General features: G+C 53.2%; 14 protein-coding genes. All 14 read left to right on the top strand.

All coding sequences use genetic code 11. From position 1 onward, the window contains the following. The first annotated feature begins 115 nt into the window (after positions 1-115). The 14 genes from VMF88_06155 to VMF88_06090 all read left to right on the top strand — a co-directional run bounded on the left by VMF88_06155 (position 116) and on the right by VMF88_06090 (position 13,937). Positions 116-1,735, top strand: coding sequence for a S41 family peptidase (locus VMF88_06155; protein HTY10636.1), 1,620 nt, complete (start codon positions 116-118; stop codon positions 1,733-1,735). Then, positions 1,732-2,655: a DUF3108 domain-containing protein gene (locus tag VMF88_06150; GenBank protein HTY10635.1), complete on the top strand. Its 924-nt coding sequence runs from the start codon at positions 1,732-1,734 to the stop codon at positions 2,653-2,655. Before VMF88_06155 ends, VMF88_06150 begins: the two co-directional genes overlap by 4 nt. A gap of 6 nt (positions 2,656-2,661) precedes the next feature. Next, positions 2,662-3,171 (top strand): gamma carbonic anhydrase family protein, encoded by a 510-nt coding sequence (locus VMF88_06145; protein ID HTY10634.1) that lies wholly within the window; start codon positions 2,662-2,664, stop codon positions 3,169-3,171. Positions 3,172-3,203: 32 nt separating this feature from the next. Further along, positions 3,204-4,100: an MBL fold metallo-hydrolase gene (locus VMF88_06140; GenBank protein HTY10633.1), complete on the top strand. Its 897-nt coding sequence runs from the start codon at positions 3,204-3,206 to the stop codon at positions 4,098-4,100. Between the two features lie 172 nt (positions 4,101-4,272). Further along, positions 4,273-4,749 (top strand): hypothetical protein, encoded by a 477-nt coding sequence (locus tag VMF88_06135; GenBank protein HTY10632.1) that lies wholly within the window; start codon positions 4,273-4,275, stop codon positions 4,747-4,749. Next, positions 4,749-5,183, top strand: a complete 435-nt coding sequence (gene ybeY / locus VMF88_06130; protein ID HTY10631.1) for an rRNA maturation RNase YbeY — start codon at positions 4,749-4,751, stop codon at positions 5,181-5,183. The genes VMF88_06135 and ybeY overlap by 1 nt, the downstream gene beginning before the upstream one ends. A gap of 69 nt (positions 5,184-5,252) precedes the next feature. Next, the gene (locus VMF88_06125) at positions 5,253-5,711 is read left to right on the top strand and encodes a DUF494 family protein (protein ID HTY10630.1); all 459 of its coding nucleotides are present in this window, start codon (positions 5,253-5,255) and stop codon (positions 5,709-5,711) included. A gap of 24 nt (positions 5,712-5,735) precedes the next feature. Further along, entirely contained in the window at positions 5,736-7,988 is a 2,253-nt protein-coding gene (gene topA / locus VMF88_06120; GenBank protein ID HTY10629.1) for a type I DNA topoisomerase, read from the top strand. Next, on the top strand, positions 7,978-8,904 hold the full coding sequence (gene xerC, locus VMF88_06115; GenBank protein ID HTY10628.1) for a tyrosine recombinase XerC: 927 nt from the start codon (positions 7,978-7,980) through the stop codon (positions 8,902-8,904). The genes topA and xerC overlap by 11 nt, the downstream gene beginning before the upstream one ends. 54 nt (positions 8,905-8,958) lie before the next feature. Continuing rightward, positions 8,959-9,291, top strand: coding sequence for a ribosome-associated translation inhibitor RaiA (gene raiA, locus VMF88_06110; GenBank protein ID HTY10627.1), 333 nt, complete (start codon positions 8,959-8,961; stop codon positions 9,289-9,291). A gap of 18 nt (positions 9,292-9,309) precedes the next feature. Further along, the gene (gene hprK, locus VMF88_06105) at positions 9,310-10,320 is read left to right on the top strand and encodes an HPr(Ser) kinase/phosphatase (GenBank protein HTY10626.1); all 1,011 of its coding nucleotides are present in this window, start codon (positions 9,310-9,312) and stop codon (positions 10,318-10,320) included. Between the two features lie 144 nt (positions 10,321-10,464). Beyond that, positions 10,465-11,427: a M23 family metallopeptidase gene (locus VMF88_06100; GenBank protein ID HTY10625.1), complete on the top strand. Its 963-nt coding sequence runs from the start codon at positions 10,465-10,467 to the stop codon at positions 11,425-11,427. Between the two features lie 54 nt (positions 11,428-11,481). Continuing rightward, positions 11,482-11,706 (top strand): DUF2795 domain-containing protein, encoded by a 225-nt coding sequence (locus VMF88_06095; GenBank protein HTY10624.1) that lies wholly within the window; start codon positions 11,482-11,484, stop codon positions 11,704-11,706. Between the two features lie 167 nt (positions 11,707-11,873). Next, positions 11,874-13,937 (top strand): BamA/TamA family outer membrane protein, encoded by a 2,064-nt coding sequence (locus tag VMF88_06090; protein HTY10623.1) that lies wholly within the window; start codon positions 11,874-11,876, stop codon positions 13,935-13,937. Positions 13,938-13,941 lie beyond the last annotated feature (4 nt).

Below are 13,941 nucleotides of genomic sequence, written 5' to 3'. Positions count from 1 at the left end.
GGATCGGGCACGCAGCATATTTGCATGAAACGGAACGGCATGCAGTGACTCGTTTTTTTGCCTTCGCCAAAGAATTTTTGCAATGATTCCAAAGGAAGAATTAAGAAGAGGATTTATGAAGAAGAGATTTTCTACGCCGATTGTTGTGCTGTTGGTTCTGGTCTCAATATTGGGGGGCATGCAGCTCAACACGCTCATCTCCGGCGACACCATCTATGAGCAGCTGGGCAAATTCAAGGATGTCCTGAGCCTGACGGAAAAATACTACGTCGATCCGGTTGACACCCAAAAACTGACAGAGTCGGCCATCAAAGGGCTGCTGAACGACCTTGACCCGCATTCGGTCTATATCGATGCAAAGCAGCTGACCAAGGTGAACGAAGAATTCCAGGGAAAGTTCGAAGGCATCGGCATTGAATTCGCCATCGTCAACGATACGATCAACGTCGTGCAGCCGATCGGCGGAGGTCCGAGCGCACAGCTGGGGATACTGCCGAACGATAAGATCGTCAAGATCGACGGGAAGAGCGCGATCGGTTTTGACAACGACCAGGTCATGAAAGGATTGAAAGGTCCGAAGGGAACAAAGGTCTCCGTTACGATCATGCGTCCGGGGGAAAAGGAACTTCTCGATTATGAAATAGTCCGCGACGTGATTCCATTTTACAGCGTCGATGTCTCCTTCATGCTGGACGATGAGGTCGGCTACATTAACGTTACCCGATTTGCCGAAACCACCAATGCCGAAATGCTCAGCGCGCTTCAAAAGCTCAAAGCGCAGGGGATGAAACGGCTTGTGCTCGATTTGCGGTTCAACCCGGGGGGCTATCTCGACCAGGCAGTGAAGATGGCCGACTTGTTCCTCGACGGAGATCCGACGACCGGGCAGCGAAAGATCGTCTATACGAAGGGCCGCCGTCCCGATTTCAACGAGGAGTACTATGCCACTACGAACAGCGAGTTTGAGAAGATCCCGCTGATCATCCTGGTATCAAACGGGACCGCATCGGCAAGCGAAATTGTTGCCGGCGCGATCCAGGATTGGGATCGAGGGTTGATCGTCGGAGAGACCAGTTTCGGAAAAGGACTCGTGCAGCGGCAGTTTGAGCTGGCGGATAAGTCTGCGTTCCGGCTGACCATTGCGCGATATTACACGCCGAGCGGTCGCCTCATCCAGCGGTCATACGCCGAGGGAAAGGAGAAATACCAGCGTGAGGCATTCGAGCGGAAGGAAACCGAAGGGGAGAATATCACCCACTCGGAAGAAAGCGATTCTACCCGGCCGGTATTCAAGACAGCCTCAGGAAGAAAGATCTACGGAGGCGGAGGAATCACGCCCGACTACATTGTGAAGCCCGAAGATGCAACCCCGCTCACGATAACGATCAGGAACAGGAATCTGTTCTATGAATTCACGACCGGATACCTGGCCGAGCATGCGAAAGAGCTGAAAGAGAAATACAAGGGGGATTTCCAGACCTTCGACCGGGGGTTTGAAGTGGACGACGCGCTTTTGAACGAATTTGTCGCGTTCGTGAAAGGAAAGAAAGTCGATTTCAATGAAGAGCAGTTTGCGAAGGATAAGGAATATACAAGAGACCGGCTGAAAGCACACATCGCAAGAAACTTCTGGGGAAATGACGGATGGTACCCTGTGATTCTGAGGTCTGATAATCAACTGAAGAAGGCGCTCTCCATTTTCCCGGAGGCAGCGAAGATCGCGAAGCTTCAATGATGCGCCGACCTGAGTCGCCTGATATCCGCCGTTCCAGTTCTTTGTCAATTGCACAGCTCCCTAAAAATCGGGAGCGATATAAGATCGTCGCCTGCTTATTGACCGCAGGTATCATACTGTGCATTCTGTTTGTTTCTGTGCCGCCCGCCAACGCCGGAAACAACGGTGAAGCCAATGTCGATATTCCCGGCCCCTCTGGGATGCTGTTCGTCGGAGAAGAATTGGAGTATGAGGTCAGCTATTCAATTTTCTCACTGGGGAAGGTGAAGATCCAGGTTGTTGACACGGCGCTGCGGAACGGAACCACGGTCTACCGGGCAAAAGCCTATATGGACTCCTATTCCGGCGTCCCTTTTGTGAGCCTTCACTGGATTTTCTACAGCGAGATCGACCCGCTTTTATTTTCTCATTACTTTTCCGGAATCGACAATAAAGACACGACCAGTGTTCCGTACTCAAACTATACGTTCGACTACGGGCATGACCGGGTCTATGTTGAAAGAGGAGTTCGGCCTCAGGGAGATTCTATCACGAGATCGTCCGATACGATAAGCACGACATACCAGGACGGATTGTCGTTGTTCTTTTATGCACGCGGAAAGGTGCATTCCACCGGCGGGGAAAATGTTCCGACATTTGTCGATGAGAAGAAAGTGAACACGTTCATCAATTTCATGAACAAGACGACCTCGACCGAAATTGATGCCATAAAGTATCCGGTCGAGACGATAGAATTTGACGGCCGGGCCGATTTTGTGGGGATCTTCGGTCTCACGGGAGGATTTTCCGGCTGGTTCAGCAACGATGAAGCGGCCATACCGATCGTGGCGAAAATGAAAGTGATCATCGGGAGCATTCGTTTGGAACTGGTCAAGTGGAACCGTCCGGGCTGGGTCCCCCCCCGCGCGGCGGAGAACTGATCCCGGATGAGCATCGTCCCGTATCGCGGAATTCAACCGAAGATCCATCCGAGCGTGTTTATGGCCGAAGGGGCGCACGTGATCGGGGATGTGGAGATCGGAAAAGACAGCAGCGTATGGTTCAATGCCGTTGTCCGGGGGGACGTCAACTTCATCCGCATCGGGGAACGGACCAATATCCAGGATGCGAGCGTGCTTCATGTAACCCATGAGCGATATCCTTTGATCATCGGGTCGAACGTGACGGTGGGTCACAGCGCCGTCGTTCATGCCGCGACGGTTCACGATTGCTGCCTGATCGGCATGGGAGCGATCGTGCTCGACAACGCCCGGATCGGCCCGTACTCCCTTATTGCCGCGGGCGCGGTTGTCGTTGGGGACTCATTGATTCCGGAGGGGATGTTGGCGGCCGGTGTACCGGCAAAAGTGGTCCGTCCGCTGACTGAGGAGGAGCGTCGATCGCTTGTTCGATCCGCTCAAAATTACGTTGACTATGTTGCGACATACAGAATCTAATTTCTCTACTCACAGAACACAGAGACAGCGCCATGAAATTAAAATTCTGGGGTGTCCGCGGTTCAATCCCGACACCCGGCAAAGCGACCGTCCGTTACGGCGGAAATACTCCCTCGCTCGAACTCCGGCTCGATAACGACGAGCTGATCATTTTTGACGCCGGCACCGGGATTCGGGGGCTCGGCGATTATCTGATCGCGAACGGAGAATCGCTCAACACCTATCTCCTCATCACCCATCCACATTGGGATCACATCCAGGGATTCCCTTTTTTTAAGCCGGCACTCATTTCGGGAAACGAGATCACGATCATCGGCACCGAGCGTAAAGAGGTGAACCTTCAGCGGATCATCGCCGACCAGATGAACAGGATCTATTTCCCTGTCCAGTTGAACGAGCTCAAAGCGAAGATCAATTTCCGCCCTATCGGGGAAGAGGAGTTCACGATCTTCGGCGCCCATGTGCGCACGGTCTATGTGAACCATCCCGGCTTCACCGTGGGATACCGGCTCGAGTACAAAGGGAAAACGCTCGTCTACATCAGCGACAACGAGCCGTTCGACAGGGAGATCGCCGCACACATTACGAACTTCGAAAAAATCGTCCAGGACAAATATGCTTCCGGTTCCGGCGATCCCAACCAGCGCGTCTTCGATTTTGCGCGAAACGCGGATGTGTTGATCCACGACTGCACGTACACGCCGGAAGAATATGTCGACAAGGTCGGCTGGGGACATTCTCACTATCTCTTCACCCTCAAGGTCGCCGCGGAAGCGAACGCGCGCCATCTCGTGTTGTTCCATCACGAACCGAACCGAAGCGACGAAAAGGTCGACGACATCCTCCTCAAGTGCAAAAAAGAAATCAAGACGAAGAACTTCAAGTTCGAATGCACGGCGGCGCGCGAGGGGTTGGAGCTTTCGTGGTAGCGAAGAATGGGCTTGACTATTCAACCCGTCCTCAGTATATTATTCCGTGAGTTGTAGAGTACACTATATGCGAAGTGCTCGTCCGAAGCTTCTCCTCCCGGAGTCGAGAAGCGTACCATTGTAAACCCCGAGGATTGCAGAACGGGGTTTTGTTTTTTTATCTCTCATTGTCATGACGACATCACGATTTGTTTTCACCCCCGCCGATTTCAGGAAGCTGGCCAAAACTCTCGGTGTGAAGGGGAAGGCGAGAGGCAACAACGTCCGTTTCGAGGTCGGGAACGGCGTCTCGAAGCAAAAGCTTGCCGTCGAGATCTACTCCGGCATCATGATCGGCAAAGAACGGGGAAACCTTGTTACCGTCTATACTTCCAACGCGCATTTACAGCTCCATTTTTGCTCGGGGTATGTTGTCAGCGAAATGCTCGGCGAGGTGACCTTTATCGGCCAGCGCGACGGCAAGGTTTCCGGGTTGATCATTGAGAAAGAAGGGGGCTGCTCGCTGTATGCTAATGTCGACCGTTCGCTGCTTTCCGGCGATTTTACGCAGCTCGGACCGGAGGTCATGCTTTCCGGCATCGCTCTGTCGCTCACCGAGTCGGTGCTCCCGGAACCGAAAAAAAAGGCAGCAACAACACGAAAGCGGTAATGGTCGAAGTCGCCGTAGCATTCGATTGTCACGACTACCGGATTTCAAAGAGGGCGATAGAGGGGATTGTTGCTTTGGTGCTTGCGAAAGAAGGAATATCACGGGGGAAGATATCCTGCGTTTTCGTCGGCGATGCGTCGATAAAAAAGATCAACACGGCATATTTGGGGCATCGATTCAGCACGGACGTTATCACATTTCTCATTGAAACACGACCCTCCCTCGAAGCCGAAATCTATATCAACCTGAAGCAGGCCCGGCGTCAGGCGCGCCAGTACCGCGTGAGCATGAAGAACGAACTGACGCGATTAGTTGTTCACGGAGTACTGCACGCTCTGGGCTACGACGACAAAAGAACAAAACAGCGGAAAAAAATGTTTGAGGTGCAGGAGCGTTACGTTGAACTTTGCCCCCGCGTCGTGTCCGGTATTTGACACTCGCGGTTATTTTGTTACATTGGCTCGGAGAGAAGAACAGGAACTTCAAGCAGACGGATCGGATCAATGCGCGAGAAAATAGTAGAGATCATTGTGTATCTGATGGGCGAGCTGCGGAACAACATTCCGCTCGGAGAGATCGATCTGAGCGTCCTGACCAACAGCGGTTATACGCCGACGGAGATCAGCACTGCCTTCAGTTGGTTGTACGAGAAGATCAATCTCGGCGAGAATCTGGTCAAGGAGGTCTCGAAGAGTTCGCCTCATTCGCACCGGGTCTTGCACGATGCGGAGCGGATGGTATTCACGCCGGAAGCCTACGGATACCTGATACAGCTCCGCGAACTCGGCCTCATTACCGGCGAGGACATCGAGACGGTCATCGACAGGGTCATGCTCGCGGACTATGTGACCGCCGGCGTGGAGGAGGCCAAGTCGATCGTCGCGTCGATCTTGCTCGATGGGGACGACAGCCGCGGCTCGGGAAGCAGGGTCATGTTCAACGGGAAAGACACAATTCATTGAGCGGAGAGAAAAGGTTTTACGTCTATGAGTAAGTCGTTAATCATCGTAGAGTCCCCGTCGAAAGCGAAGACGATCAACAAATATCTTGGGAAGGATTATGTCGTCGAGGCTTCGGTCGGACATATCAAAAATTTGCCAAAGAGCAAGCTGGGCGTCGATGTCGACAACAAGTTCGCCGTTTCGTACGAAACAATCTCCGGAAAAGAAGACGTCATCGAAAAACTCCAGCGCCTTTCTGAAAGCGCTGATAAGGTCTACATCGCCACTGACCCTGACCGTGAAGGGGAGGCCATTGCATCCGACATCGCGCAGGAGATCGATTCCAAGAATAAGAATATCTTTCGCGTCCTGTTCCATGAAATTACGCCGAGCGGGATAGCGGAGGCGATGGCGTCGCCTAAAAAGATCGACCAGCATCTCGTCGATTCCCAACGGGCGCGGCGGGCGATGGACCGGGTTGTCGGCTACAAGCTCAGCCCGTTCATATGGAAGACGGTCTACTACGGCCTTTCTGCGGGCCGGGTGCAGTCGGTAGCCCTCCGCCTCATCTGCGAGAGGGAAGAGCATATCAAGAAGTTCATTCCCGAAGAGTACTGGTCTATCACAGGCGAGTTTCAGGCGGAAGCCTCTGAGCCGTTCTATGCAAAATTGGTGAAGGTCGACGGAACGGATCCGAAGATTCCCGATACGACAACGGCGGAAGGATATGCCGCCGAGATCCGGAAACAATCGTATACGATCGGCGAAATCCAGAAGAAAACCGTCAAGCGCATCGCTCCGCCGCCGTTTATCACCAGCACGCTGCAGCAGGAAGCCGCAAGCAGGCTCCGGTTCTCGGCAAAACGGACAATGATGCTGGCGCAGAAGCTGTATGAAGGCATCGACCTCGGAGAAGAAGGCATCGTCGGATTGATCACGTATATGCGTACGGATTCGACGCGTCTCAGCGAAGAAGCGGTGACCGCGGTCCGCGGCTATATCTATGATTCGTATGGCCCCGAATACCTTCCCAAGGAGCCGCATCAATTCAAAAAAAGAAAAGAATCGCAGGACGCCCACGAGGCGATCCGCCCGACGTCGATCACGCTGGCGCCCAAGCATGTAAAAAAGCATCTCGAAAAGGACATTTACGCTCTCTATGAACTGATCTGGAATCGTTTTGTCGCATGCCAGATGACGGCGGCGACGTTCGAGCAGGTTTCCGTCGACATCACGGGGGGCGAATATACTTTCAGGGCGACCGGTTCGGTTCCGCTGTTCAGGGGATTCCTTCAGGTGTACGACGATTTGGCCGAAGAAAAAGGAACTGTGGAGGACGAAGATCCGACATCCAAGATACCGGCGGATCTCAAGATGGGACAGCATGCATCGCTGCGGAATGTCCTGCCGAAGCAGCATTTCACGAAGCCGCCTGCACGGTATACCGAGAGCAGCCTAGTGAAAGAGCTGGAATCGCTCGGCATCGGGCGGCCCAGCACGTACGCGGCGATCGTCGGGACGATCGTCGACCGCAAGTACGTTGACCAGCAGGATCGAAAGCTTTTCGCCACGCAGCTGGGCATGGTGGTGACGAAGCTGCTTGTCCACAGCTTTCCCAAAGTGCTCAACGTGAAATTTACCGCGCTGATGGAGGAGGAACTCGACACCATTGCGTCGGGGAAGAATAATTACGTTCAGGTGATGGAAGATTTCTACCACCCGTTTATCGAATCGCTCCATCACGTGGAAAAGGATGCGGGAAAAATCAAAAAGTCCCTGCAGGAAGAGACGGACGAAAAGTGCGAGCTGTGCGGCAAGCCGATGATCATCAAGTGGGGTCGCTACGGGCAATTTAAGGCGTGCACCGGTTATCCCGCGTGCAAGAACAGAAAACCTCTTGACGAAGATGCCGAAAAGCTGCAGCACGTGGTCGGATTAAAATGCAGACAATGCGGAGGCGACCTCGTTGTCAAAGGGGGACCCTTCGGCACCTTTTTGGGTTGTTCGAATTACCCGAAGTGCAACTACACCCAGCCGATCTCGACGGGGGTGAAATGTCCGAAATGCAAGGAGGGGGACGTGATAGAGCGGAAGACCAAACGGAAGAGAAATTTCTACGGATGCTCGCGGTACCCCGATTGCGATTTTGTCTCATGGGACAAACCGATCATGCAGGAGTGCGAACATTGCAAGAATCCGTACCTCGTCCAAAAGAGCTCGAAGAAAAAAGGGGACTATTTGTTGTGCCCGAATTGCAAGGAAGAATTCATTCGCGAAGAAACGGCAATTGCAGTTTAACACAACCCAGATGCTCGATCGCGATATAGCATTGTTCCTGGAATACGTTGACCGTGAGAAAAATTTCTCCCCCCATACTCACGCGTCGTACGCCAAAGACCTCTCGCAGTTCGCCGGATTCTTGCGAGAAAAATTCCCCGAAGCGCTTCGCCGTTCCGAACAGATCGACCAGGAGATCATCCGGTCATTCCTCGGCATGATGCTCGACAGCGGGATGGCGAAAAAGAGCGTCGTCCGAAAAATTTCCACCCTCCGCTCGTTCTTCAAATTTGCCATCCGGCGGAAGCTGCTTACTGCCAATCCCATGAGCAACGTCGTCACGCCGAAGATCGAAAAACGGCTCCCTCAGTTTCTCGACGAATCCGCCGTCGAAAAAATGATGGCGCTCCCCGACACCGCCGACCCTCTGGGGGCGCGGGATGCGGCGATCCTTGAACTTTTCTACAGCACGGGAATGCGCCGCGCCGAGCTTGTGGGGCTTGATACGAGCGATGTCGACATGGTCGAGCGGACGGTGAAGGTCGTCGGAAAAGGGAATAAAGAGAGAATCCTTCCGTTCGGCAAAAAGGCGCACGAAGCGCTTGAACGATATATGGCATTAAGGAAAGAATTGACCGGTGGAGGGGGCGCGGGCGTCAGCGCAGTTTTTCTTACCGCGAAGGGAAAACCGTTGTATCCGAGCGCGGTCAACGCTCTTGTGAAGAAATACTTCAAGGAAGTGTCCGAGATCCGGCAGCAAAGCCCGCATGTCCTTCGCCATTCGTTCGCCACGCACTTGTTGGACCGCGGCGCTGATATTTTCGCGGTCAAAGAATTGCTCGGCCACGAAAGCCTTTCTACAACGCAGATCTACACGCACATGACTTCGGAGCGTTTGAAAAAAGTCTACCGGCAGGCGCACCCGAAGGCCTCTTAACAGCGGAGCAGTCGGACCGCTGAATTTATTCGATATCATCTTGATGGAGGCACTATGGTCATAAAATTTACCGCGCGGCATTTTAAGCCGCAGGAAAGCCTTCGCGAATACGCCTATGATACCGTGCAAAAGCTCGAGCGGTACTATGACGGCATCGTAAAATCAGAAGTGATCCTCGGGTTCGAACGGACAAGGAACAGCGTCAAAACGGCCGAAATTCATCTGACCGTGTACGGCACACTGCTGAAGGCGGTCCACAAGTCCGATGATTATCAAAAGTCGATCGAGACGGCCGTAGCAAAGCTCGAGCGCCAGCTCGTGAAATATAAAAGCAAGCTCCACGAGAAAGAAAAAAGCAAGGTCAGGAAAATCTACGAGAAAGATTAACTACCACGGTGCGCAGCGATGAAACTTGAATCCGCCAAGGAAATCCGGAAACATAGCATCACGGTCGGTTTTCTCTACGAAACGAACAAGACCCGCCTGAAGCTTGAACCGTTGACGAACGTCGGTTTTGACAACACTATTCGCGAGAAGAGCATTCACAGACCCGGATTGGCGCTGGCAGGGTATGTCGCTCTTTTTACGTACGACCGCGTGCAGGTCTTCGGGAACACGGAAATCCGGTATCTCAACTCCATGCCGTTGGAGGAGAGGATCAAGGCCTTTAATACGCTCTTTAAATTTGCCATCCCGTGCATTATCGTCACAAGCGACAATAAGATCGACCCGGAGCTCGTTCAACTGGCCGCCGACCACAATGTGCCGATGTTCCGTACGTCGCTCGAGACCACGAAAGCGGTCTACTTCCTCAGCGATTTTCTTGACGACCAGTTCTCCCCGCAAACGACAATCCATGGTTCGTTCGTCGACGTCTATGGACTCGGCCTCCTGTTTATCGGACGGTCCGGCATCGGCAAGAGCGAAATTGCGCTCGACTTGATCGAACGGGGCCACAGGCTTGTCTCTGATGACGTCGTCAACGTGACCCGTAAAGGAGAGGGGATCCTGATCGGCGCGGGGACCGACCTGGTCAAGCATTTTATGGAGATCAGGGGACTCGGGCTCATCGACGTGCAGAGCATCTTCGGGATCAGGGCTATACGTTTTCAAAAGAGAGTTGAGGTCGTCGTCGAGTTGATGGAATGGAAGGCGGCGGAGGATTTCACGAGGACCGGCCTGGATCTCTCCACCATCTCGATCCTTGATGTCGAAGTTCCTCATATTAAGCTCCCTATTTTCCCCGGCAAGAACGTTACCGTTATCGCGGAAGTCATTGCCCTCGATTATCTGCTGAAGCATTACGGTTATGACGCCGCGAAAGAGTTTTCGAAGCGCTTGGAAACGGTGATCGCCCAAAAGAACAGGAAAAACGCGAAACGTGCGATCGATTATTTTGAGCACGATTTCGAGTAAATACTTGGCTGAAGCGAGGCGTTTTTGGGGATTTTAGTCAATATCCCCCTCTGTGACAATTCACCTTGACAAAACATGTTAATTTTTATATTTTCAGGCTAGATTGTTGAAGACTGAACTTTTGTTCACTTAACGTGAGGATGGATGAAGAAAAGCCGTAAACTGTTTTTTTACTCCGAAGAGAACGTTTCATTCGTTGAAGCAAAGGGTTTTAAGGCCAAGTTCTCGGTGTTGGTCGTTGTCTCGGTGTTCGCCGGGCTTGCCGCACTCTTCGGAGCGAACCATTATCTCGGCGATGTGCTGGGGATCGATGTGGACCGCGTGAATTTTCTCACCACAGAGAACAAGCTGCTGAAGGATGAGGTGAAGAACCTCTCCGTGCGGCTGGCCGATATGTCGCAGACGATGGATAAGCTTGCGGAACGGGAAGATCAACTCAGGCTGGCGGTCAACCTGCCGCATATCGACCAGGATACGAGGGCGATCGGAACCGGAGGCACAAAGAGGGAAACCAATATCGGCATCATCTCGAAAGATGCTTCCGACCTGATCAGTTCCGCGGACCAGCTGCTGGACAAACTGGATAAAGAATTCGTGTTCGAGCAGCAGAGCTATCAGGATATCTATAACAAGTCGAAATACAACAAGGAACTCTTTGCGCATATCCCGGCGATCAAACCGATGGCCGGATATTTTAATTATCACGATTTCGGGATGCGTCTCCATCCTATTCTTGGCATCGTCCGTATGCATGAAGGGGTGGACATTTCGAACGATATCGGAACGCCGGTGTATGCCACCGGCGACGGCGTTATCGAATCAGCCGGCGGAACCGGAGGGGGATACGGGATTGCAGTTGAAGTGAACCATGGTTTCGGCTATAAGAGCTGGTATGCCCACTTGCTCCGACCCACAGTCCGGGTAGGGCAGAAGGTGCATCGCGGCGACTTGATTGCCTATTCAGGAAACAGCGGCCTTTCAACGGCTCCTCATTTGCACTACGAAGTCCGCCTCAACGGCGAAAAAAAGAACCCGGTTGGGTATTTTATTGATGATGTGGACTACAAGCAGATCCGCGAACAGCTCGCGCTTAGCAAAGGGGAATGAGACCTCTGTTGATTGTATTCGTTGAAGATTATTCTATCTGGAGAATGAGCAGTTATGATTTGGACGATGGAATTGGCGTCGTACCTGGAGGATGCGCCATGGCCAGCGACGAAGGAAGAGTTAATTGACTATGCGGTTCGGACAGGGACGCCTATTGAAGTGCTGGAGAATTTGCAGGAACTAGAAGACAGCGATGAACCGTACGAAAGCATGGAAGAGATCTGGCCTGACTATCCGACTGACGAGGATTTTTTCTATGAAGATGAAGGTGAATATTAATCCGCTCCACACGTGGCAAATCCATAGCTAAGACACTCTGCTCATTGTCTGTTCACGATGTAATCACTACTTTGTTATTCAGCCGAAGGAGAGAACCCAGCCGCTTTGCGCTGGGTTTTTCGTTCATGCCCTCATTTCCACGATTTCATACGTATCTGACAAGCATATTGCCCAGCCCTTGGCGCCGTCGCGCTTCCCTGCTGCTTGTTGCGGCGTGGTGTTCTGCGCCGTCGTTTGCACTGCAGAATAAGGGGGCCCAGGAACAGTACGAAGTCAATGCAATTATTTTTAAGACCGACGGGACGACGCCGAAAGACGTGTACCGCGGCCTGATCCAAACCGTCGAAACGCCGGCGCGCTTCTGGACTTTTCTCTACAACAACGTCTACAAAAACATCGGATCAAGGCCGGAATACTACGACCCGGTGCTGTTTCAGGGGGACATCATTCGGCTGCGCCAGTATCTGCGCGATAACGGATACGCTCATGCCGTCGTCGATACGGCGCTCCGGTTCGATGAGGAGGCAAAACGGGTCGACCTTGAAATTTCGATCCGCGAAAACAGGAGATCCATCATCGACACCCTTGGAGTCATGGGGATCGACAGCGTGACGCCCGAGGTCAGGCAGGAAATTTTCGACGGGCTTCTCGTCAAACAAGGCTCCCCGTTCATCAAAGGGAACGTCGAGCAGGAACGGCTTCGTGTCCTCCGGATCTTCTTGAACAACGGCTACACGTACGCCGGCATCGACAGCGTGACGGCAGTGCGGTACTATTCGACGGACAATTACTCTGTCAAATTCTGGTACCGGCCCGGCAGGCGCTATGTGTTCGGCACGGCCGAGATCAATTTGAGCCAGCAGGAAGTGGACTCCGCGATCGTGATCCGCGAGCTTGATTTTGCTCCGGGAGAGGTCTACAGCGAAGCAAAAAAAATGGAGAGCGAGCAAAACCTCAACCGCCTTGGACTTTTTGAAAGCGCAAAGATCGAGTCCCAGCTTCCGCTGGACACGCTTACTCCTCCGGCGATCCCCATCCGCATTTTACTCAGGTCCCGGGAACTGCAGGAGGTCACGCCGGAATTTTTGGTCGATGATGAGAACAACACGCTCAACACCGGTTTGGGCCTCGGATACAATCATCGGAACTTCTATGGCGAAGCGAGGAATCTTTCGGTGCGCATGCGGTTCCGCCTGGAGGCGATCCAGGATTTGAATATTTCCGGTGCGTTCAAAGAGGGACTCAACGAGCCCACACTTCTGACAAAGTCCGACCTTGAGATGCAGATGGCGCAGCCGTATTTTTTCAGCAACAGGGTCGGGGCCAGTTGGACGGTCTCGACCGAATTCGAAAAGCAGACGTATTACACGCTGAACACGCTGATGAACAGGATCGGCTTCAGCAACAAGTTCTCCTCGAACACGGTCGGTTTCGTCGACTGGAACCTGGAGCGTGTCGGGGTCGACATCAGCGACACGACCAAGGTGAACCCGGCAGACTTTACCGGTACGCGCGAGAAGCAGTTCAACTCGATCCTCACGCTGACTCTGCAGCAGGACAACACGAACGACGTTTTTTCCCCTTCGAGCGGGTCGTTCCAGTCGGTCTCTGCGGAAGAAGCCGGCCTCATTCCCAAGCTGTTCGGCAGCTTCGGCTCCAACCTTCCTTACGCCGAATACTATAAGTTCTCCGTTCTCATGCGCCGGTACTTTTCCAACGGCGGCGTCAATCCGGTGGTATGGGCTTTTCGCATCCACGCCGGTGTCGCGGAGCTCTACGATCCCGCGAACAGCACTCCGGTTCCGCCGACGAGAAAGTTTTATGCGGGGGGGAGCGGGAGCGTCCGCGGATGGAAGTCGCGCGATCTTGCGGCCTTCGACAACCCGGACCAGGGGGGCGATGTGATCCTTGAAGGGAATATCGAGACGCGCATCAACCTGTTCCCGGAATCGGGGAAGTTCTTATTCCTGAATCTTGATAACATTTCCGCGGCAACGTTCATCGATTACGGGAACCTGTGGAACGGGCTCGCGGAGATCAAAGGCAGCAGCATCGCTATTGCTGCAGGCACCGGACTTCGCTATGCAACGTTCGTCGGTCCGTTGAGGTTCGACCTCGGATTTCGCGTCTACGACCCGCGGAACGCGCCTTCCCAGCAGTGGATCTTCAAGCAGAAGTTCTTCACGGGATCGTTCAGCATTCTCCAAATCGGCATAGGACAGGCTTTTTAAGAGA

Source organism: Bacteroidota bacterium (assembly GCA_035506275.1).
GTDB lineage: Bacteria > Bacteroidota > Ignavibacteria > UBA10030 > UBA8401 > JAGVPT01.
This window is presented reverse-complemented; position numbering and strand designations above follow the sequence as displayed.